A 21662-nucleotide genomic window follows, 5' to 3' on the forward strand; every position below is an offset into this window, starting at 1 on the left:
TGGCGCTTGCTCCATAAGCCACGACTCGTTTGTGGCTACTATGCGCAGTGGCGCGGCGTGGGGCAATGTCATAGCGTCGCTGCCGCCGGCACAGGTTGCACTTGGCGCCGGCTGCTGAGGCCGAGCAACACGGGGATAAGCACCAAGGTAATAGCGGTGGCGAACAACTCGCCAAACACCAGTGAGACCGCCGCCGGCTTAAGGTATTGGGCTTGCTCGCTGGTTTCACTGAGCAGCGGCAACAGCCCGCACACCGTGGTCACTGTGGTGAGGAAAATTGCGCGAAAGCGGCTGCTGGCGCTGTTGATCAGCGCCTCGCGCAAGCCCATGCCGGCGCGGTAGTGCTGGTTGAAGTGGGTGATCAGCACCAGCGAGTCGTTGACCACGATGCCGGTCATGGCCAGCATGCCGAACATCGACAGCAGGCTGATCGGCAAGCCCATCAGGCCGTGGCCGAAGATCGCCCCGGCAAAGCCGAAGGGAATCACCGCCATGATCAGCAGCGGCTGCCAGTACGACTTCAGCGGTATCGCCAGGAGGATGTAGATCAGCAGCAGGGTCAGCAGCATGGCCTGCTTGAAGCCATCCTGCACCTCGTCGATTTCTTCGAACTCCCCGGCGGCGCGGATGCTGACCCCAGGGTAACGCGCCTCGATCGTGGCAATCTCGCCCTGCAGTTGTTCCAGCGTGCGCTCCGGGGCTTGGATGTCGCGGTTCTGCCGCCAATACAAGTTGACCACCTGCTCGCGGTTGCGCCGGTACAAGGCCTCCGGCTCGCGTTCCACATGCAGTTCGACCACATCGCCGAGGCGCACGGTTTGGCCGCTATCCAAAAACACCGGGGTGTTCGGCAGCTGCTCGGTGCTGCGCCGTGCGCTGGCCGGGTAGCGCAGAATCAGCTTGGTCTCCTGGCCATTTTCCAGCAGGCGGTGAATCTCGCGCTGGCCGAAGGCCTCACCCGCCAACCTGGCCAGGTGATGCTGGTTGAGCCCGAGATGGCGGCCAAAGGCATTGAGCTTGAGGCGGATCTGCGGCTGCCCGCCTTGGCCATCGTCATACACATCGGCGACCCCGGGCAGGCCGGCGAGGGTGCTCGCCAGCGCCTGGCTGGCCTGGCGGGCCAGATCGCGGTCCAGGGCGGCGATGGCCAGCACGCTGCCGCCGGCCGGGGATTCGGCAGCGGCGAAGCTCACCGCGTATGCACCTTCCAAGGCGCCAGTCTGTTCACGCCATCGCTGCAGCAGCAGGTTGGCCGGCAGACGGCGCAGGGCTTCGTGGCTGAGTTCGGCGGTTACTTCGATCTGGCCGTAGCCATCGGAGTGGCCCAGCAGGTTGACCAGCGGCGGCTCGGCCAGGCTGTACTGCTGCGTCAGCTCGCTGGCGATCTGCTCGGCGCTGCGGCTCAGGCGGTTCAGCGCCTGGGCTTGCAGCGCCAGGGGGGCGCCGTCCTGCAAATCGACATTGGCGGTGAGATAACGCCCGGGGATCTCGGGGAAAATCGCGCTACGGATCGCGCCCGTGCTCCACAGCCCATAGGCCAGCAGGATAAAGGCGCCGAAGCCCAGCAGTGTGGCGGCGCTGTGCTCGAGCGCCGCGCTCAGCAGCGGCCGGTACACGCGGTTGATAAACCACTGCAGGCCATCCTGCGCGCCACGCTGCACGCGGCCTAGTACGCGAGGCATGCGCACCTCGTTGCCGCACAGGTGCGCGGGCAGGATCAGCTTGCTTTCCAGCAGGGAGAACAGCAGGGCGAAGATCACCACGGCGGAAAACCCGGCCAGCACTTTGGCCAGCTCGTTGTTGATCCACAACATCGGCGAGAACGCGGCGATAGTGGTCAGCACACCGAACACCGTGGCCACGGACACCGCGCTGACGCCCTGCAAGGCGGCCTCGGCCGCTGGGCGCCCGGGGCGCCGTTGGGCGTAGATGCTCTCGCCGACCACCACGGCATCATCGACCAGAATGCCCAGCACCAGGATGAAGCCGAACAGGGTGATGTCGTTGATGCTGTAGTCGAACACCTGCATCGCACTGAGGGTGCCGGCCAGCGCCAAGGGGATGCCCATGGCCACCCAGAAGGCCAGTTTCAACTCGAGAAACAGCCCCAACAACACGATGACGATCAGCAGGCCCTGCCAGGCGCTATCGCCCAACAGGCCCAGCTGTTCGCGGATATACGGCGCCATATCGGCCATGGTGGTCAGGCTGATATCCGCCGGCAGCAGGCTCCGCTGGCGGGCCAGGGTTTCGGCGATGGCTTCGCTGACCTGCAGCAGGTTGTCCTGCTGGGCGGTGCTAACCAAGAGTGCGATGGCGGTCTGGCCGTTATTGCGCACGATCGCCCCGTCGTCTTGGTAATCGCGCTTGATGCTCGCGACCTCGCCCAGGGTCACCGTGCCCTGCGCGCTGCTGTGCAGGGCAATGCGGCTGAGTGGCTGCAGGCCATCGGCGTAGCCGTCGCCGCGCAGCAGCAAGCGCCCGGCGGCATTCTTCAGCTCGCCGCTGCGGGTTTCCAGCGAGTTACGGGCCACCGCTTCGGCGACCTGCTCCAGGTTCAGGCCGAGGTTCTGCAGCTTGTCGAGATCGGGTTCGATCACCAGCAGCGCTTGCCGGCTACCCAGGTTAGCCACTTTGGCGATGCGCGGGTGCTGCTTCAGGGCCAGCTCGACTTGCCGGGCGATGGGTTGCAGGGCGCTGTTATCGCGCGGGCCGGAGACGATGACGAAGGCGGCCAGGTTGGTGAACTCCTCGCGGCTGACCTGCGGTTTTTCCGCCTGCTGCGGCAGGCCTTCGATCGCGTTGACCTGATTGCGCACGTCTTCGAGCAGCTTGTCGAGGTCGGCCGCTGCGGTCTTGCGTACTCGCACGCTGGCCATGCCGGCGCTGGACTGGCTGACTACCTGCTTGATGCCACCGATACCGCTGATCGCCGCCTCGATGCGTTGGGTGATGCTCTGGTCGATCTGCGCCGCCGTGCCGCCGGGGTAGGCGACATTGATCACCAGGCTGCTGGGGGCGATCTGCGGGAACGACTCGACCCGCAGCTGGCCGAGCGACAGCACGCCGGCGACCAGGATCGCCACCATCAGCAGATTGGCCGCGACCGGGTTAGTGATAAACCAGCGGCTGAGGCTGTTCATCGCTCGCCCTCCAGCGGCGTCACCGCTTGCCCTGGCAGCATGGACAGCAGGGGGTACACCACCACCTGGCGCGGTTCGCGCGGGGCGTCGGCGAAGCTGACCCAGACGCTATCGGCGGTGTGTTGCAGACGCTGGATGCGCTCCTTGACCAGGTGCGCGCCCTGTACCGTCCATACCTCGTCGTCGCGGGTCAGTGCGCTCGCTGGCAGCCGCATGGCGACTGGCTGCTCCGGCAGGCGCAGATGCACGCTGACTTGCTGGTTGGGCAGCAGGCGCGGTGCGCGCTGGTAGGGGTTGTCGACCCGCAGCACGACTTCCCGTTGCCGGGTGACCTCATGGGCCTGCGGCGCCAGATAGCGCACGCTGGCCGGCCAACGGTGCTGCTGGCGGTCTTCCAGGCTGATCTGCGCCTGCTCCAGCGCGCCAGACAGGCGTTGCCATTGGCCATCGCTGAGCGGCAGCTTGACGTCCAGGCTGTCGCTGGCGGCAATCTCGAACAGCACCTGGCCCTGCTCGACATGCTGCGCCGGGCTGACCCGACGCTGGAAAATAACCGCATCGTAGGGCGCGCGAATCTGCGCATCGGCGAGCAGTTTTTCCACGCTGGCCACGCTGGACTGCGCCTTGCGCAGGGCGATTTGCGCCGCGGCAACTTGCGGCTCGCGGCGGCCGAAGGCGGTGTTTTGCTCGCCACGCAGCATTTTCAGCGCGACGGTCTGTTCGAGCCGGGTGCGGGTCAGCTGCAGTTTGGCCTCGGCCACCTCGCTCTTGGCCTGCGCCAGCTGGGCCTCCAGCAGGGTGGTGTCGAGGCTGGCCAGCAGCTGATCCTTGTGCACTAGGGTGCCGGGCTCCAGGCCATCGGCCAGCCAGCTCAGTTGCGCACTGCTGCGGGCCTTGAGCTCGCTCGGCCAGCGCGCGGCGGTGGTGCCCAGCAGGGTCAGGGTCGGGGCGAAGGCTTGCGCGCGTACCGCCACCACCGTCACCGGCGGTGCGGCAGCGGCGAGCGGCTTGGCGCTGATCGGCGCCGGTTCGCTGATGATCACCGCGGCGATGGCTGCCAGCAGCAGGCCGATAGCGCCGAGTAGCGGCAGGGCGCGGCGCATCTTGGGATTACTGTGCATTGAGTCGCTCACGGATGTCAGTCAGGCGGGAGAGGGTCTGCAGGGTGATCGGCAGCAGCAAGGCCGCTTCGACAAACTCCAGCGAATAGGTCACCACGGCAAACAGCTGCCCCGCACTGGGAGTCTCCAGCTGAGTGGTCAGCAGCAAGTTCCCCAGCACAAAGCCGAACAGCACCATGAAGATCAAGCCGTAGAGCGCTGCCTCGGTATCCGAAAGTTTTACTTCGCGATTTTTCAGCTTTCTTAAGTGGGTCTGTAAGGCGCTGGACGTTAACGCGCTGAGCACGCTGACTTGGCGCTCGGTTTGGTTATTCAGACGAGCATTCAGGCGCGTGAAGGTGCGATGAAATAGGCCGTAGATGGCCAGCATCAATAGCCCCGCTATAGCGGCGTTCAGGGCAAGCCACGAGCTAAAACTAGCCAGTACCGTCAGCGTGACAAGCAGCTGAATAATGGCAGTAAGTAGCGGCGGAAGTTCGTTCTCTAAAAAGTCGACCAGCTCACGCGACATGTTCAAACGGGCGCTGCGAGTGGTCACCGGGCGCTCGCGCAGGCGGCTGTCGGTATCCATGCCGACTTGGATACGAATCTCACCGTAGGTACGGGTGTCGTAAATGCGCCGTGCCACGGCTACCAGCACTAAAGCGGTGACAACGCCGGCAAGGATGAGCACATCGTGGTATTGGCCGGCCATCAGGCTGTCGATCGAATAGCCAATAAACAACGGCAGCAGTGCCATAAGCAGGTTTTCTACTGCCACCAGCAGCCAGGTGATGCCGATTTTGTGCTTATGCCCAGCAACGATGCTGGCTAGGGAAATGACTTGTAAAGAACTCACGCAACAACGACCTCTGAATTAGCTCAGTGAGCATTGTTGCGTGGTTGATTGTAGAAAAAGTGTCTCAGCTTGCTGTTTGCGGTAGTGCGCTAATCAAGGGCTTGGTCTCATTAGGCAAATGTTGCCCACACCGGCGCATGGTCAGAGGGCTTCTCCATACCGCGAATGTCGTAGTCCACATCCGCTGCTTGGCAGCGGGCTAGCAGTGGGGCGGTGGCTAGGATGTAGTCGATGCGCAGGCCGCGTTTGGGTTGGTCTTCAAAGCCGCGGCTGCGGTAGTCGAACCAGCTGAACACGTCGTCGCGGCTGGGGTGGTGATGGCGGAAGCTGTCGGTCAGGCCCCAGTTTTTCAGCGTGGCTAGCCACTCGCGCTCTTCCGGCAGGAAGCTACATTTGCCGGTTTTCAGCCAGCGTTTGGCGTTGACGTCGCCAATGCCGATGTCGATGTCCGCCGGCGAGATATTGAAGTCGCCCATGATCGCCAGCGCTTGGTCGGCGCGGTAGTGGTTCACCAGCAGCGCTTGTAGGTCGGCGTAGAACTTTTCTTTAGCGGGGAACTTCACCGGGTGGTCGCGGCTTTCGCCCTGTGGGAAGTAGCCGTTCATTACCACCACTTCGCCGCCTTGGCCGTCGGCAAAGGTGCCGCGAATAAAGCGCTTTTGCGCTTCGTCATCGTCGCCGGGGAAGCCTTTGTCGATGCTCAGCGGGGCTTGTTTAGACAGTAGCGCCACACCGTAGTGGGCTTTTTGGCCGTGGATGTGCACGTGGTAGCCCATGGCTTCGACGGCTTCGATGGGGAAGGCTTCGTCGTGCACTTTGGTTTCCTGCAGGCCAATGACGTCGGGCTGGTGGCGGTCGATCAGCTCTTGCAGTTGGTGAAGTCGTGCGCGCAGGCCGTTGATATTGAATGAAACCAGCTTCATAAGCGCCTCACAGAATGAAAAGAAGGGCATCCTAGAGCAATGGGCCGGTGCTGGCGACCCTGCGGGCTGCGTGCTAGGTTCAAAGCGCACGGCATAACAACAAGAATCGCCACAGAGGACGCCCAATGCCTGAAGGAAAATTGGAAATTCGCCAGCTCGGCGGCAGCTATCGCCGCGAGGCTCGTTCGCTGCTGTATCAGGCCTATCGCCATGAGCCGACCTTTGCCTATTTGTTTGAGCAAGACCGCCCCGGTTACGACCAGCGCGTGCGCGCCAGTGTGCGTGAGCTGGTGGAGCGGCATTTTGATGAGCAGCTGCCGGCACTGGGCCTAGTGCTGGATGACCGTTTAATTGGCATTGCTTTGGTGTCGCCGCCGACCAAGCGCTTCGACATCACCGAAAGCTGGATGTGGCGTTTGCGCATGGTGCTGACTGCTGGTTTTCGCTGCACGCGGCGTTATCTGGATTACCACCAAGCGGTGTTGGATAGCCTGCCGCCGGGCGAGTATTCGGTGTTGCCGCTGATTGGTATTCACCCGGAGTTTCAGGGCCACGGCCATGGCTTGCAGTTGCTGGAAGCGCTGCACGACTGGTGCGCCGATGACGAGCACTCTAAGGGCGTGGTGTTGGATACCGGCAATGCGCGTTATTTAGAGTTTTACCAACGCTTGGGCTATCAAGAGGTTGGCCAAGTGGCCATCGGGCCGGTGTTGGAGCATGTGCTGTATCACCCGAATCCGCAGCGCAGTGCCGTGGCTTAAGCCCGCAGCACGGCTGTTTTGCAACGCCAACGCCGCTCTCATCCAGCGGCGTTTTTTATTGGCCAATCTTGTTGTTGATCAAGGAGGGCGACCAAGGTCTAAGTTCGCGCTTGGCGGCGCGCTGCTAGTTTGGGGTGGCTATAACAACAACTAGCGGAGATCGCTCATGTCTATCCACAAGCAGGATGTCCCGGCGGCCTACTGGAAAGAGAACTTAAGCCTGATGCTAAAGCTTCTGGCGGTGTGGTTCATTGTCTCCTTTGGCTGCGGCATCTTATTCGTTGACGCCCTGAACAGCATTCAATTCTTTGGTTACCCGTTGGGCTTCTGGTTCTCCCAGCAAGGCTCGATCTATGCGTTTGTCGGTTTGATTTTCTTCTACGTGTGGAAGATGAATCAGCTCGATCGCAAATACGACGTGCACGAAGAATAAGGCGAGGCGACCATGGATACGCAAACTCTGATTTATCTGTTTGTCGGCGCCACGTTTGCGCTGTACATCGGCATCGCCTTGTGGACGCGAGCTGGCTCCACCGGTGAGTACTACGTCGCGGGTAAGGGCGTGCACCCCGTATTAAACGGTATGGCCACCGGTGCGGACTGGATGTCGGCGGCGTCGTTTATTTCGATGGCGGGGATTATCTCCTTCGTCGGCTTAGACGGCGGCGTGTACCTGATGGGCTGGACCGGCGGCTACGTGTTGCTCGCCATGTGCTTGGCACCCTACCTGCGTAAGTTCGGCAAGTTCACCGTGCCGGAGTTCGTCGGTGAGCGTTATTACTCACAAACCGCGCGTGTGGTGGCAGTGATCTGCGTGATCTTTATCTCGTTCACCTATGTGGCGGGGCAGATGCGCGGCGTGGGTATCGTGTTCTCGCGCTATTTAGAAGTCGATATCAATACCGGCGTGGTGATCGGTATGGCGATTGTCTTCTTCTACTCTGTGCTGGGCGGCATGAAGGGTATTACTTACACCCAAGTGGCGCAGTACTGCGTGATGATCTTCGCCTACATGGTGCCGGCCATTTTCATCTCGATGATGCTGACCGGTAACCCGATTCCGCAGCTGGGCTTTGGTGGCACTGTGGATGGCACCGATACCTACCTGTTGGACAAGCTTAACGGCTTGAGCACCGAGCTAGGCTTTAACACCTACACCGATGGCACTAAGTCGACCATCGACGTGTTCTTCATCACCATGGCGCTGATGGTCGGTACTGCCGGCTTGCCGCATGTGATTGTGCGCTTCTTCACCACCCCGACAGTGCGTGATGCGCGTAAATCAGCCGGCTATGCGCTGCTGTTTATCGCCATTCTGTACACCACAGCACCGGCTGTTGCGGCCTTTGCCCGTACTAACCTGCTGAGCACTGTACCCAACGTAAGCTACGCCGAAGTGCCGGAGTGGTTTAAGACGTGGGAAAAAGCCGGTTTGATCGGCTGGCAAGATAAGAACGGCGACGGCGTGATTCAGTACACCGCCGGTGCTCCGTTCGAAGGTGCCCCTGCGTTTGCTAAAGAGCCGGGCGTGCACGGCGAGCGTGCGGTGACTAACGCACCGACCGCTAACGCTAACGAGCTGTACATCGACCGCGACATCATGGTGCTGGCTAACCCAGAAATCGCCAACCTGCCGGGTTGGGTGATTGCCTTGATTGCTGCCGGTGGCTTAGCCGCTGCCTTGTCGACCGCGGCTGGCTTGTTGTTGGTGATCTCTACCTCGATCAGCCATGACCTGCTCAAGTCGAACTTGATGCCCAACATCAGCGAGAAAAACGAGCTGCTCGCCGCACGTATCGCGGCCGGTGTGGCGGTGGTGATTGCCGGCTTGTTCGGGATCTATCCGCCCGCGTTTGTCGCGCAGGTGGTGGCCTTTGCCTTCGGCTTGGCGGCGGCCTCGTTCTTCCCGGCGATTGTCATGGGGATCTTCTCCAAGACCATGAACCGTGAAGGGGCGGTGGCCGGCATGATCGTGGGCTTAGTGTTCACCTTCACTTACATCGTGTACTTCAAGTTCATCAACCCGACTGCGGGTGCCGATCAGTGGTGGTTCGGTATTTCGCCAGAGGGCATTGGTACTTTGGGCATGATCTTTAACTTTGTGGTGTCTGTGGTGGTGGCCAAGCTGACCTCCGCACCGCCGGCACACATTCAAGACTTGGTGGAAAGCATCCGTATCCCGCGTGGCGCGGGTGGGGCTGTGGCTCACTAATCTGCTGCGTTTAACAACACACCCCGCCGAGTGCGGGGTGTGTTGTTTTTGTCGGGCATGCTTTTAGTGAATTAAGCAGCGCTGGTCTGATCGGCACACGATTCAAGCGCTACAGCGCTGGCGCGAAACTTATCAGGTATGCCGGCTAGTTAATCCGCTGTGGTGTATTGGCGGATATAGGCAGGGTCAAGATCGTGCGCGGCGATCAGCTGGCACTGCTGGCTTTCTTCATCAAAGACGATATACGCCTGACGACGTTCTAACGCGCGGCGGGCGCGTTCGACACGTTGCGCTTCGCTGGCGTCGTAGCCGTTGTCGGTGCCGTCGCGGCTGACGAAGTCTTGCAGCAGGCGGGTCAGGGTGTCGGGCTCAAGGTCTTGGTAGGGAATAATCATGGCGACAGCGGTTGCGTAAAAGGCGCGTAGTTTAACCGCTTGGCTAACTCCATGGCGTCTTGGCTGTCGCGACGTTTTAACCTTGCTCGGCGCTGGTGGCGGGGTGAATAAAACTGGCGAGGGTTTCTTCAAGCTGGGTGAAGTTCACCGGCTTAGCCAAGTAGGCATCCATGCCGGCCGCTTCGCCAGACTTACGATGCTCATCGAGAATATGCGCGGTCAGCGCCACAATCGGCACTGGCGGGTGCTGTTGCTCGTGCTCAAAGCGGCGAATCTGCCGGGTGGCTTCAAAGCCATCCATGATCGGCATTTCGCAGTCCATCAGCACTAGGCTGTAATGCTTGGGGTTGCGCACGTAGAGCCGCAGGGCTTCTTCGCCGTTGTTGGTCATCTCAATGCTGTAGCCCAAGCGTTGCAGTAAGCCACGGATGACCATTTGGTTGACGGGGTTGTCTTCGGCGACCAAAACATGGGTGGTTTTCGGTATGCCAATGGTGGTGCTGTGACTGCTTGGCGCGGGCGCGTTGGGGATGGCGGCCGGCTCGCTGTGATGCAGGCGCAGCAGCGCCTCGGTGAGCTGGTTCGGTGTGATGGGCAGCTCTAAGGCAGCAAACTGGCTTTCTGGCCAGTGATGCTCGTGGGCTTCGCTTAAGGTGTCATTAATCAGCAGCACATGCAGGCGCGGATGGGTGCTGTGCAGGCCTTGTAACCAATCCCCACTGACCGACCAAGGCGCTTGAATAATCAGCGTGGGCGGGCTGACGAATTGTTGCAGCGCATGCTGTAAATGCTCCGGTGCGCTGCATTGTTCGGCACGCATGCCTAGGCGGTTGAGGTTATGCCGCAGGCTGTCGCGCGCCTGCACCGACTCCGAAGCAATCAACGCCGTTTGCCCGTTTAGGCTGAGGCTGTTGTCGGGGTTGTTGCCGGTGGCTTCTTGCAGCACCGCGCACACTTCAAAGGTAGAACCTTGGTTGGGGGTGCTTTCTAGGCGAATAAAACCGCCCATATGCTCGGCTAGCTCGCGGCTGATGGCTAAGCCCAAACCGCTGCCGCCGTAGCGCCGTGTGGTGCTGGAGTCGGCTTGGCTGAACGAGGTGAACAGCTCGCGCTGCGCCTCGGCGCTGATGCCAATGCCGGTATCGCTGATGGCGCACAGCAGGCGTACTTCGCCGGGCAGGCTGGGGCTACGGCGGATATGCAGGCTGACATGGCCGTGTTCGGTGAACTTAACCGCATTGCCGACGAGGTTCAGCAGCACTTGCTTAAGGCGCGTCGGGTCGCCATTCACCCAACTAGGCACGCCACTGGCAAGCGAGCAGTGCAGCTCGATGCCTTTGTCCAAGCATTGGGCACTAAACAGGGCACTGCAATCGCTGGCCAAGTCGAGCAGGTTAAAGTCGATGCTTTCTAACTCGAGACGGCCGGATTCGATTTTTGAGTAATCGAGAATGTCGTTGATCACCGCCATCAATGCGTGACCGCTGGTGTTGATGGTGTGCACGTAATGCTTTTGCCGGTCATTCAACTCGGTGTCTTCTAACAGATGCACCATGCCCAGCACGCCATTAAGCGGGGTGCGAATCTCGTGGCTCATCTTGGCCAGAAAGCGGCTCTTGGCTTGGTTTTCGATTTCCGCACTTTCGGCGGCTTGGGCGGCGGCATAACCTTCGTCTTTCAGCGTGTTGATGCGGTCGGCCAAGCCAATCGACAGGGTGATCATTTCAAACGCGGTGCCGACCTTGGTGATTTCCGAGCCATACCAGTTGATCACCTCATAGCCTAACGAGCCGGCGGTGGCGATGATAAAGCTGGTCAGCAATACGCCCCAGGCCACGACATAGTACGAGCCATAGCGCAGGCCGCTGCGCCACACCCAAATGCCCACGCCCATCAGCACGGCACTGCTGGCTAAGGTGATCAGGCTGGCTAAAAAGCTCCAAGTGCTGACGCCAATCAGCGGTACCGAGACCAAGCAGCAAGCCAGCACGATCATCTTGAAGCGCAACAGGGTATCTAAGCGCGGAAACTGCTCGGTGGTGTGTAAGAAGTGCCGGCTGAACTGGGTGGCGCAGAGCAAAATCAAGAACATGCAGGCATAGATGCCCAAGCTTTGAATTTCTACCGCCTGTGGAAACAAGCGGAACAAGCTGCCGTCGAAACTGGCGCTAAACAGCAGTGAGCAGAGCATGTAGGCCAAGTACCAGAAGTAACTCGGTTCGCGCAGCCAGACATACAGAAACAGGTTGTAGAAGAACAGGCCGAACAGCAGGCCATAAAAGGCCCCGTGCCAGTTGTTGATGGTTTCGCTGTGGCTGGCCATGGCCACCGGGGTGGTCAGGTACAGGGGGATAAACAGTGTGCTGGTCGATTGCGCGCGCAGCACAAACTCGTTGATGCCCGGGCGCAGCTCTACGGAAAACCACAAATCGCGTACGCCGACTGGGCGGTTGTCAAAGGGTTGAATATCACCCAGTTCACTGCGTTGAACGACTTGCTGGTTGATCAGCTGAAACAGCCGCAAATCATCCAGCAAGGGGTAGTTAGCTTCGAGAAAAACCTGTTGATTGCGCCCGCTGCGGTTATCCACCTGAAAACGAAACCACCACGTTGAAGCGTTTTTGCCCAGATTGGCGTGGTTGCCCTGTGCGCGGCTGAACAGGTTAAGCGGCATGGCGGCGATGGTGGTGTATTCCAGCGTGCCGCGCGGGTCTTCAAGGTAAAACAGGTGCGGGCCGAGGCTAGCACGGGTGTTTTCCGAGCTGAGCACGAGCGCTTCACTGGTCCAGGCGGTCAGCGGCAAACAAAGGCATAACAACAGTAGCCAGCGAAGCGGCACAGGACTCTCCAGCGGATTTTTCCTCAAGTGTAGCCCTAAACCGGCGCTTTGTACTGCGTGCCATGTAGCAGAACCAAGCGTGTGCTTGGTTAGCTGCCGAGGGGGTTGCCGCAGCTGCGATTGGCCGGCACGGCGATGTCCATCAGGCGCGGGTTAGGCAGCTTGAGCGCGGCCATAAGGTCGGCATACGCCTGCTCATTGGCGACCTGTAAACGCGGGTTGTGTTGGCGCTCTTCGGCGATGCTAGAACGCGTCCAGCCACGGTAGTCGTGCCCGGGGTATACCTGCGTGTCATCGGGCAGGCGCAGCAGGCGTTGCAAGCTGTGCCATTGTTGCCGTGCGTCGCCGGCCTGAAAGTCGGTGCGCCCGGTGCCGCGAATCAGCAAGGTATCGCCGCTGAACAACAAACCGGGAGTCTGCGCATTGCCCGCTAGGTAAAAACAGTACGAGTCGTCCGTGTGGCCGGGGGTATGCCAAGCCACGAGCTGAGATTGGCCAAAGGGCAGCACTTGCTGATCGCTAAAGGTAAAACTGGCGCATTGCGAACCACTTTGTTGGCCAAAGCCGGTGCGGCAGCCAGTGCGCTCGCGCAAGTCACCTAGGGCGGTGATGTGATCGGCATGGGTGTGGGTATCCAGTGCCATCACTAGGCTGAGTTCTAGCTCGCTAAGCAGTTGGAGGTAGTCGGCGAGTTTCTCGCGGACCGGGTCGATCAACACGGCTTCGCCCTGATCGGCCAGTAAGTAGGTGTAGGTATGGCTGGTGCTGTCGAACAGTTGGCGCAGCAGCATGGTTAACCTCCGGATAGCTTATACAAGGCGGTGGACAGGCTAACGCCCACCAACAGCACGGCAAAAACGCGCTGCACATGAATGCCGCCGATCACCTTAGCGAGCAGATTGCCTAGCAAGGCGCCGATGACGCCGCCGGCAATCAAGCTGCCGAGTAGCGGCCATGGTGTGTCATGCTGCGCGGCATACAGCGCGAAACCACTGCCAGAGACCAACACAATCACCGCCAGCGAACTGGCCGCCGCGCCCATTACGTTCAGTGGGGTAAGCCAGCGCAGTAAGGGCACCACGAGAAAACCACCACCGACGCCCAGTAGCCCCGACAGACTGCCGACGGCAATGCCACTGCCGACTAAGGCCGGGTAGTGGCTGTTTGCACGCAAGCTATGCATGGCGCTACTGGCGCTGCGCCATAGGCGTTGGGCCAGCCATAACACCAGTAGGCAGAAGGCGATAATCAGCGGCTGTTCGGGGAGCAAGCTGCCCAGGTATTGGCCCAATGCCGTGCCGGGTATACCGCTGATGGCAATGGCGAACACGGGCCACCAGGCGACGTCGCGATAGCGCCCCAGTAGCCCGCTTAGGGCGGCAATACTCACCGCACCAAGGCTCACGCCCACTGCATCGACTAAGGGCAAGTGCAAGCTGAGCAGCAAGGGCAGGGCAATCAAGCTGCCGCCAGCGCCGGTTAAACCGAGCAACAGGCCCAGCAATACGCCAATGCCGCCGGGCAGCAGCAGGCTTAACGATTCCACGGCATCCGCGCCAATAGCAGGGCCATGCCGCAGGTGCCGGAAAGCCCGGCGAAGGTCAGGCCGGCGCCGACAAAACCCGCTAAGCCGTACCAGTACGGGTGCAGCCACGTGCCGCCAATCACGCCAGTCAGAATCAACACGCCAGCGCTGATCTGCACTTGGCGTTGCAGGCTAATCACGCCGCTCTCGGCTTGATTGGCGGGAATGCCACAAGCCACGCAGGCTTCGGTGCCGCCATCGATCACTTGTACACCGGGTAGCAGGCTTTGCAGTTGTTCGGCGGCTTTGCGCGCGCGCATACCGCTTTGGCAGACCAGATACAGCTCATCGCCGCGCTCTAGGCCTTGTTGCTTTAATTCGCTCGCCAATTGGCTGGGGTTTAACTGGTCCAGCGGTACGTTGCGCGCGCCTTGCACGTGCTGTTGGCGAAACTCAGCAGGGCTGCGCACATCAATCAGAAAACGCACGGCGCCGTTTTGCTGCTGTTGGGCAAAGTCTTGGGCGTTGATCACGACGTGAGACATGACGGGCTCCTCAGGTGTACTTAGTGAAAATCTTGCGCACGCGGGCGAGGGTGTCGCTGCTGTCGCTTTGCGGGTCGAGCACGGCTTCTTCGAGCAAGCAGGCGAGCATTTCTTGATAGGCCTTATCCAGCGCCTTGCGGGCGGCGCTGAATTGCTGGGCGATGGCTTCGCAGTCTTCACCGCGGCTGATCATGCCTTGAATGCCACGAATCTGACCTTCGACCCGTGCGAGGCGCTTGAGCATGGCTTGCTGTTGTTCGGGATTGGGGGTGGTCATGGCTATCTCCTCTGTGAGAATACTATACCCCCTATAGTATTATGCGAGCAAGCCTACGGGAGATGTGCGGCAGAAATGACAAAGCCCGCAGGTTTAGGTGCGGGCTTTGTCTTTGTGGTTAGTTAAGCGGTGAGGGGGGAAGGCTTAGGACATATCGCCCAAGATGCGCGCCTCGGCGGCCTCGATGGCTTCAACCCCACCGGAGAGCACCAACGCATCGCCGGAACGCAGCACTTCATCAGGCAGCGGCTCGAATTCTTCTTCGCCACGGCGGATGTGTTGCAGTTCGACATCGAAGTCTTGTAGCTCTAGCTCGGCCACCGTTTTGCCGCGCGCATAGGCGCTTTTGGTCAGCACGGTGGCGTGCAGCAGCACGCGGTCATGGCCGTGGGCTTCCAGCAGGTTAGGTTGGTTGCCGTGGTAGAAACCGTGCAGCAGCTTGTAGCGCTCGCCTCGTACTTCATCCATCAGGCCTTTGACTTGTTGTTCACGCATGCCCAGTAGCACCAGTACGTGCGAGGCGAGCATCAGGCTGGACTCCAGCTGCTCGGGGATCACCTCAGTGGCGCCGGCTTGCTGCATGGTGTCGAGCAGGCTGTCGTCGCGGGTACGCACCAGCACGGGAATATCCGCGCTGATATCGCGCACGGTATGCAGAATTTGCAGCGAGTGTTCGCCGTTATCCACGGCAATCACCACCATACGCGCGCGCTCAATGCCCACGGCTTTGAGTAGGTCGTGACGGCGGCAGTCGCCAAAGTGCACATGGTTGCCACCGGCGCCGGCCTCGCGCACGCGCACCGGGTCGTCGTCGAGGGCGACGTAAGCATATTCTTCGCGGCGCAGAAAACGCCCCACGGCCTGACCGACACGGCCATAACCGCAGAGAATCACATGGTTGCTGTCTTCGGCGTGGGCGCTGCTGATTTCCTCAAGGTGTGATTCTTCGCGGGTTTCGCGGTGCATGCGCGCCATCATGTTGGGTACGCCGCGCAGCAGTAGCGGGGTGAGCACCATGGAGCACACAGTGACGGAAATCACCAAGCTGACCACTTCCTGATCAATCAGTTGGTGGGTGAAGGCCAGCGTCAGCAGGGCAAAACAGAACTCGCCGCCTTGCGCCAAGGCTAGACCCGTGCGCCAGGCAATGCCCGTGCTGCCGCTGCGGTATTTGACCAAAAGGAAAACTACGATGCCTTTGATAGCCACCAACGCTAGGGTGAAGGCCAACACTTCGATGATTTCTGCCCACAGCACGTGGATGTCGACCAGCAGGCCCACCGAGACAAAGAACAGGCCCAATAGCACATCGCGGAAGGGGCGAATGTCGGCCTCGATCTGGTGACGGTAGTGGCTTTCGCCGAGCATCATGCCGGCGATAAACGCGCCGAGCGCCATCGATAGGTGCATGAGGTGGGTGAGCCATGCGGCTAAGAGCACGATCACCAAGGCCATCAGCACAAACAGCTCGGGCTGACGGGCTTCGGCAATCTCGTGGAAGACTTTCGGCAGCACCCAGCGGCTCACGGCCAGCAAGCCAACAAACAACAGCACGGTTTTGCCCAGCGCCCAGAGCATGTCGATGTACCAGACGGTTTCGCCATTGCCGCCGAGCACCGGCACCATCACCAATAACAGTACCGCGACCATGTCTTGGAAGAGCAGCACACCGATGGCGCGTTGGCCATGCGGGGTGAGGGTTTGGCTAAGGCTGGATAGCTCTTTAAGCACAATCGCGGTGGACGACAGCGCCAAGCCGCCAGCGAGAATTACCGCGGCTTCTAGGCTCAGTGAGGTGGTGGCAAAAAACAGGGCAAACAGTGCTAGCGCGGTAAGGGAGAACTGCATGCTGCCGAGGCCAAACACCATGCTGCGCAGCGCCAACATGCGCGGCAGTGAGAACTCCAGGCCTAAGGTAAAGAGCAGAAACACCACGCCAAATTCGGCGAGAAAGGTTAAATCATGCCCGCCGCCAACCCAGCCGAGGGCGCTGGGGCCCATGGCTACACCGACAAACAGGTAACCCAAAATCGGTGGTAGATGTAAGCGGCGAAACACTGCGATTACGACTAACGAAGCCAGAAAAATAATCAGCAGGTCTGCGAACATCCACTTCTCCTTAGGTGTTCAGCCCCAGTGCATGGGCTTAGGCAAAGCGTAGCGTGACTCAATGATAAGCAAGGGTCATTTCCTGAAAGAATCGCTACAAAAGTCCCTCAGCTTACCATGCAGGGGCGTTTTTCCCTTGGCCGCTGCAAGTGGCTGGGCTCGGTGTGGGTTGGCGAGCACCTCAAGCACAAGGCGCCCGGCGCGCAGTAAGCGAGACATACCGCTTGGTAGGCGAGATTGCGAGCACCGCGTAACGCAGTGATTGAGGTGTGCAGCCAGCCACTCAGTGCCCAGTGCCGCAACCGCCACAGCTACCGCCAGCTTCGACGGCCAAATTGCGCGGTATTTCGCGGCTTAACAGTCCGAGTTCTAGCTGGCTTTGCAGGTGGCTCGGTACTTCAATCGGTAGCCAAACTTTATGCCCATCGCCGGGGGCTACTTCGATGGCTTGGCCGCCTTTATTTAGCAGGCCATCCAGCTGCCAGCGCAGGCGGCCGCTGGGGGTCATCAGCTCTAAGGTGTCGCCCAAGGCGAAACGGTTTTTTACATTGATCTGCACGCCGCGCGTGGGGGAGTAATCGAGCACTTCGCCAACAAATTGCGCCAAGTTGTTTTGCGAAGCGCCGTGTTGGTAATTCTGGTATTCGTCGTGCACGTGGCGGCGCAAGAAGCCTTCGGTGTAGCCACGGTTGGCGAGCTTTTCTAAGTCATCCATTAAGCCGCGATTAAACGGCTTGCCGGCCACCGCATCATCAATGGCTTGGCGATACACCTGCGCGGTGCGCGCCACGTAATAGTGGCTTTTGGTGCGCCCTTCGATTTTTAGCGAATGTACGCCAGCGCGGGTCAGGCGCTCGACATGGTGCACGGCGCGCAGGTCTTTGGAGTTCAAGATGTAGGTGCCGTGCTCGTCTTCTTCGATGGGCATCAGCTCGCCGGGGCGGTTCTTTTCTTCGATCACAAACAAGCCGGGGGTGGCGCGAATTTCGCCTTCGGGGCTTTCCTCACCGGGTTTGATCTCATAACCCCAGCGACAGGCATTAGTGCAGGTGCCTTGGTTGGGGTCGCGGCGATTCATATATCCCGATAGCAAACAGCGCCCAGAATAGGCAATGCACAGTGCGCCGTGCACGAAGACTTCGATCTCCATTTCTGGGCATTCGGCGCGAATGTCTTCGATTTCTTCCAGCGACAGCTCGCGCGACAGAATCACTCGGCTGATGCCTTGCTTGCCCCAAAACTTCACCGCCGCGTAGTTGACCGCATTGGCCTGCACCGACAAGTGCAGCGGTAGCTCCGGCCACGCCTCGCGAATCAGCATGGCCACGCCGGGGTCGGAAACAATCAGTGCGTCCGGTTTCAGCTCGGCCACCGGGGCTAAGTCGCGCTGCAAGGTGCGAATCTTGCTGTTGTGCGGGGCAATGTTACAGGCCACATACAGCTGCTTATTCAGGCTACGGGCGCGCTCAAGGCCTTGGGCTAGGTGGTTGATGTCGAAGTCGTTGTTGCGTACCCGCAAGCTCCAGCGCGGCAGGCCACAGTAGATGGCGTCGGCGCCATAGGCGTAGGCGTAGTCCATGGCTTTTAGGGTGCCGGCGGGGGATAGCAGTTCGGGGCGCACAGATGACTCCAGCATAAACACAGCAAACGCTAACTATGCCGTGTCCCATTTAAGTGGGTATTGCTCTGCGGCAATAAAACTAAGTCGCAATGGTTATATGGGCGACGAAAACTAGCAGTGCTCTGTTGCAAGCCAAGAAATAGGCCCGTTGGTCAGGCGTGTTTAAAGCCTGCGTGGGCTTGGCCGATCACCTAGTACAGACAGCTCCACTAGGTTATGCCGTCATGTTTACTTCAGCCCTTACCCCGTCGTTCGCTGGTTTTCCTGCTTTCGCCAGTCTTCCTAGCTTTGCCAATAGCCGTTTTGCGCCGCAGCAAGGCCCCGATATTCAGCAGATTTTGCAAGATAAGTTGGCCGGTAAGCTCGGCCTTGATCCGAGCCAGTTGAACGCCCCGGCGGCGGATTTCTCCCCGGAGAAAGTCGCCGAGCGCGTGCTGGGTTTTATCAGCGAGCGTTTACAGCAAGAAGCCGCCGCCGGTGCCGACAGCAGCGTCTTGCGTCAGCGCTTAAACGAAGCGCGTCAAGGTGTGGAAGAAGGCCTGAAAGCGGCGAAAGATATCTTGAAAGACAGCGGCTTGTTTGCCGGCGAAGTGAAAGACAACTTCAAAGACACCGCCAAAGCCCTGCGCCAAGGGCTGGATGGTTTAGAGGAGCAATACGCCGGCCCCGTGCAGCGGCCTGAGCGCTCGCCACTAGCTGGCGGCGTTGCGGTGGCGGCAGAGTCCACGCGAGTACAAGCATGGTTAGAAACCTTTAGCCTGAATGTCACCACCGCCGAAGGTGACAAGATTCAAGTGCGCTTTGCCCAAGGCGGCGCCGATGCGCAGGTTAATCGGGTCGCCGGTGTAGCTAACGGCAATGGCAGCGCGGTGAGCGCTTACAGCGGCAGCAGTTCAATCCGCTTCGGCAGCTTTGAGGCGGTGATCGAAGGCAATATCAATGACGACGAACGCGCCGCACTGGAAAAGCTCTTCGGCCAAGTCGAAGGCATCGCGCAGAAGTTCTACAGCGGCGATGTGGAAGGCGCCTTCGACCGCGCGCTGGCGCTGAATATCGACGGCAGTCAGCTATCCAGCATGGCGCTGCGCTTAACCCAAAGCCGCATCAGCCAAGCCAGTGACAGCTACGCCGCCGTGGCCGGCCCCAGCTCACAAGTGGCCAACGCGCCGCTGGCCGATTACGCGCAAGCGCTGCTCGGCGCGCTGGAGCAAGCACGTAGCCTCAGCGAAGAACTGTTCGGCCAGCTGGGCGAATTACTGCAAGGCGGTCTGCTGCAAGACGAGCGCTTAAGCGATGAGCAAGTGGCCAAGGGTGATTTGCTCAACAACAGGCTGCTGGAAGGCTTACTGCCGCAATTGGCCCAATCTGAAGAGCAAGCGGCTTAACAGGCTGTGTGAAAACTACTGCACTTGGCTATGCGGCGTTAAAAACAGGCTCAAAATGCTCACAAACCCGCAGGAGCGGGTTTGAACAGCTTTAGCTGACCCGCAGGGTGGAGCACAGGATGTGCGGAGTATTTACCACTTGTAAACTGCGCTTTTCCGCATGTTTTGCCTTGCCTAGCCTGCGCTCGCGACGTTTTCACACCGCCTGCCGGTCGGTCAGTGGCTGAAAAATGGCGTGCTAGACTGCACGCCCTTTATTTTGGGCTGCCGTGATGATCACTTGCCTGCTGTTTAGCACCGAAGACTGCCACCTCTGCGAACTGGCCGAAGCCGAGTTAATGCCTCTGCTGGCACAGGGCTTACAGGTTGAGGTGGTGGATATCAGCGAGTCGGCCGAGCTGATCGAGCGTTACGGCGTGCGGATTCCCGTGCTGCGCTTAGAGGCCCAAGACGCCGAACTGGGCTGGCCGTTTAATAGCGAGCAGGTGGCGGCTTGGTTAAATCAACAGTTGGGCCTGTGACAAAAAAAGAGTCAGGGAGACGCTGATTTAATCGCCGAACGCCTCAAGCACAAGGCGTACGGAGCGCAGCAATCGAGACATACCGCTTGTTAGGCGAGTGTTGCGAGCACCGCACAACGCAGTGATTGCGTCGTGCAGGCATTAAATAAGTGTTTGCTTAATCGCCGCGATACTCACAGCCACTAGTACAGGTCTCATGAATGCGCACGCGGGAAAGCTCCGGCAGTAGCGGTTTAACCTGCTGCCAAATCCACTTGGCGAGCACTTCGCTGGTGGGGTTTTCTAGGCCGGGAATCTCGTTCAAGTAGTTGTGATCTAAGCGCTCGTAGATCGGCTTGAAGATTGCCTTGATCTCGGCGAAATCACGAATCCAGCCGGTGTGCGGGTCCACATCCCCTTCGATATACAGCGCCACTTTGAACGAGTGACCGTGCAGGCGGCCGCATTTGTGCCCAGCGGGCACGTGGGGCAGCAGGTGGGCGGCTTCGAAGGTGAATTCTTTGAACAGTTCCATGGCACACAGCTAAACAAACAGAAAGGCCGCGCAGTATAGCGGATGCGCAAGGCGAGGGCAGCGCCTGTCGATCAGGCGTCGAGCAGCTCCTTGAGATAGCCCGCCACACGGCGATGCAGGCGGCGGTCGCTCCAATAGCCAATGTGGCTGGCTGGCGTGTGGCGCAGCAGCCACGGGCCAACGGGCAGGGCGATGTCTTCATCCACCACGGCGGCATAGGCTGGGCATAGCGGTTTTAGCGGGTAGCCCAGTGGGTCGGCGGGGGCGTACCAATTCAGCCAGCGGGTCTTGCTCTGGAGGCGTTCGGGCACCTGCGCGCCGGGAAAGCGAATTGGTACCACAGTGTCGTAAGCAAAAGTAAACAGCGGAATATTGCAGCCTAAGGTGATCAGCCCGGTGAGGGTTTCCATGCCCAGAAACGGGTCGTTGCTGGGGCAGTCTTTATTAAGCTTGTACTGGTCCCACAGGTAGTTGGACATCACATGCCCACCGAGTGAGTGGGTGATCACCACCAGTGGCGTATCGGCGTTTACTCGGCTGCGCAGCGCGGTGAGGGCGGCGCGCACCCGCGCATGCACCTGCTGATAGCTGTTGCTGCTGGCGCCGGCGACTAAACGATAACCGCTGGCATCGCCTAAGAAGGTTGTCACGGTGTCGCGTAGCCAACGCCAGCGCTGCGGCGCGCCGGCAGCTTCGGTGCGCTGCATATAGGCGCGTTCGCGTTTATCCAGCAGATCAGCCCAGTACAGGCTCTGAAACTCGATGCGTTGCGCGTCGCGGCCTAGCTGGCGGCGTAAACCGTTGACCAGCGGACGGGCAAAGGGATGCAGGGCGTCCATGGGGTTGCCTTGTTCCTGCATGCCAATGCCGTGAATGATGGCGACGGCCAAATCCATACCCTGCGCTCCTTATTCCTAGAGGGCGCAGACTAGC

19 protein-coding genes are annotated in these 21662 nt (G+C 60.0%); 5 read left to right on the top strand and 14 right to left on the bottom strand.

All coding sequences use genetic code 11. From position 1 onward, the window contains the following. Positions 1-68 precede the first annotated feature (68 nt). From BMX80_RS06645 to xthA, 4 genes are all read right to left on the bottom strand, one after another. A complete protein-coding gene (locus BMX80_RS06645; RefSeq protein ID WP_074866580.1) occupies positions 69-3143 on the bottom strand; it encodes an efflux RND transporter permease subunit in 3075 nt (1024 codons plus the stop codon). Continuing rightward, positions 3140-4264: an efflux RND transporter periplasmic adaptor subunit gene (locus BMX80_RS06650; protein WP_083394262.1), complete on the bottom strand. Its 1125-nt coding sequence runs from the start codon at positions 4262-4264 to the stop codon at positions 3140-3142. The genes BMX80_RS06645 and BMX80_RS06650 overlap by 4 nt, the downstream gene beginning before the upstream one ends. After that, positions 4254-5102: an ABC transporter six-transmembrane domain-containing protein gene (locus BMX80_RS06655; RefSeq protein WP_175474885.1), complete on the bottom strand. Its 849-nt coding sequence runs from the start codon at positions 5100-5102 to the stop codon at positions 4254-4256. Before BMX80_RS06655 ends, BMX80_RS06650 begins: the two co-directional genes overlap by 11 nt. Positions 5103-5212: 110 nt before the next feature. Then, on the bottom strand, positions 5213-6025 hold the full coding sequence (gene xthA / locus BMX80_RS06660) for an exodeoxyribonuclease III (RefSeq protein WP_074866583.1): 813 nt from the start codon (positions 6023-6025) through the stop codon (positions 5213-5215). A gap of 125 nt (positions 6026-6150) precedes the next feature. Between xthA and BMX80_RS06665 the strand changes: the two genes are divergently transcribed. The 3 genes from BMX80_RS06665 (at position 6151) to BMX80_RS06675 (ending at position 8998) form a co-directional block, all read left to right on the top strand. After that, positions 6151-6786: a GNAT family N-acetyltransferase gene (locus BMX80_RS06665; protein WP_071871196.1), complete on the top strand. Its 636-nt coding sequence runs from the start codon at positions 6151-6153 to the stop codon at positions 6784-6786. A 166-nt stretch (positions 6787-6952) separates the two neighbouring features. After that, positions 6953-7219, top strand: coding sequence for a DUF4212 domain-containing protein (locus tag BMX80_RS06670; protein WP_071871197.1), 267 nt, complete (start codon positions 6953-6955; stop codon positions 7217-7219). A gap of 12 nt (positions 7220-7231) precedes the next feature. Further along, positions 7232-8998 (top strand): sodium:solute symporter family protein, encoded by a 1767-nt coding sequence (locus BMX80_RS06675; protein WP_074866586.1) that lies wholly within the window; start codon positions 7232-7234, stop codon positions 8996-8998. Between the two features lie 149 nt (positions 8999-9147). On the opposite strand, the gene BMX80_RS06680 is transcribed toward BMX80_RS06675, so the two are convergent. The 8 genes from BMX80_RS06680 to trhP form a co-directional block, all read right to left on the bottom strand. Beyond that, a complete protein-coding gene (locus tag BMX80_RS06680) occupies positions 9148-9393 on the bottom strand; it encodes a YheU family protein (protein ID WP_074866587.1) in 246 nt (81 codons plus the stop codon). Positions 9394-9469: 76 nt separating this feature from the next. Further along, on the bottom strand, positions 9470-12163 hold the full coding sequence (locus BMX80_RS06685; protein ID WP_235821615.1) for a hybrid sensor histidine kinase/response regulator: 2694 nt from the start codon (positions 12161-12163) through the stop codon (positions 9470-9472). Positions 12164-12321: 158 nt separating this feature from the next. Further along, entirely contained in the window at positions 12322-13023 is a 702-nt protein-coding gene (locus BMX80_RS06690) for an MBL fold metallo-hydrolase (protein WP_074866592.1), read from the bottom strand. A gap of 2 nt (positions 13024-13025) precedes the next feature. Beyond that, positions 13026-13778 (bottom strand): sulfite exporter TauE/SafE family protein, encoded by a 753-nt coding sequence (locus BMX80_RS06695; RefSeq protein WP_074866594.1) that lies wholly within the window; start codon positions 13776-13778, stop codon positions 13026-13028. After that, positions 13766-14302, bottom strand: coding sequence for a rhodanese-like domain-containing protein (locus BMX80_RS06700; protein ID WP_074866597.1), 537 nt, complete (start codon positions 14300-14302; stop codon positions 13766-13768). Before BMX80_RS06700 ends, BMX80_RS06695 begins: the two co-directional genes overlap by 13 nt. A 10-nt stretch (positions 14303-14312) precedes the next feature. Beyond that, a complete protein-coding gene (locus BMX80_RS06705; RefSeq protein ID WP_071871204.1) occupies positions 14313-14579 on the bottom strand; it encodes a metal-sensing transcriptional repressor in 267 nt (88 codons plus the stop codon). A gap of 144 nt (positions 14580-14723) precedes the next feature. Next, positions 14724-16688 (bottom strand): cation:proton antiporter domain-containing protein, encoded by a 1965-nt coding sequence (locus BMX80_RS06710; RefSeq protein ID WP_074866600.1) that lies wholly within the window; start codon positions 16686-16688, stop codon positions 14724-14726. A gap of 283 nt (positions 16689-16971) precedes the next feature. Beyond that, the gene (gene trhP, locus BMX80_RS06715) at positions 16972-18324 is read right to left on the bottom strand and encodes a prephenate-dependent tRNA uridine(34) hydroxylase TrhP (RefSeq protein ID WP_074866672.1); all 1353 of its coding nucleotides are present in this window, start codon (positions 18322-18324) and stop codon (positions 16972-16974) included. Between the two features lie 209 nt (positions 18325-18533). Here trhP and BMX80_RS06720 point away from each other — a divergent pair, with 209 nt between their 5' ends. Continuing rightward, a complete protein-coding gene (locus BMX80_RS06720) occupies positions 18534-19694 on the top strand; it encodes a DUF5610 domain-containing protein (protein WP_074866603.1) in 1161 nt (386 codons plus the stop codon). Between the two features lie 272 nt (positions 19695-19966). Further along, entirely contained in the window at positions 19967-20215 is a 249-nt protein-coding gene (locus tag BMX80_RS06725; protein WP_074866606.1) for a glutaredoxin family protein, read from the top strand. A gap of 157 nt (positions 20216-20372) precedes the next feature. On the opposite strand, the gene queD is transcribed toward BMX80_RS06725, so the two are convergent. Both queD and BMX80_RS06735 read right to left on the bottom strand, forming a co-directional pair. Next, entirely contained in the window at positions 20373-20729 is a 357-nt protein-coding gene (gene queD / locus BMX80_RS06730) for a 6-carboxytetrahydropterin synthase QueD (protein WP_074866609.1), read from the bottom strand. A 71-nt stretch (positions 20730-20800) separates the two neighbouring features. Then, positions 20801-21625, bottom strand: a complete 825-nt coding sequence (locus BMX80_RS06735; protein WP_074866612.1) for a hypothetical protein — start codon at positions 21623-21625, stop codon at positions 20801-20803. Between the last annotated feature and the right edge of the window lie 37 nt (positions 21626-21662).

The organism is Atopomonas hussainii (assembly GCF_900109735.1).
In the GTDB taxonomy this organism is placed as follows: domain Bacteria; phylum Pseudomonadota; class Gammaproteobacteria; order Pseudomonadales; family Pseudomonadaceae; genus Atopomonas; species Atopomonas hussainii.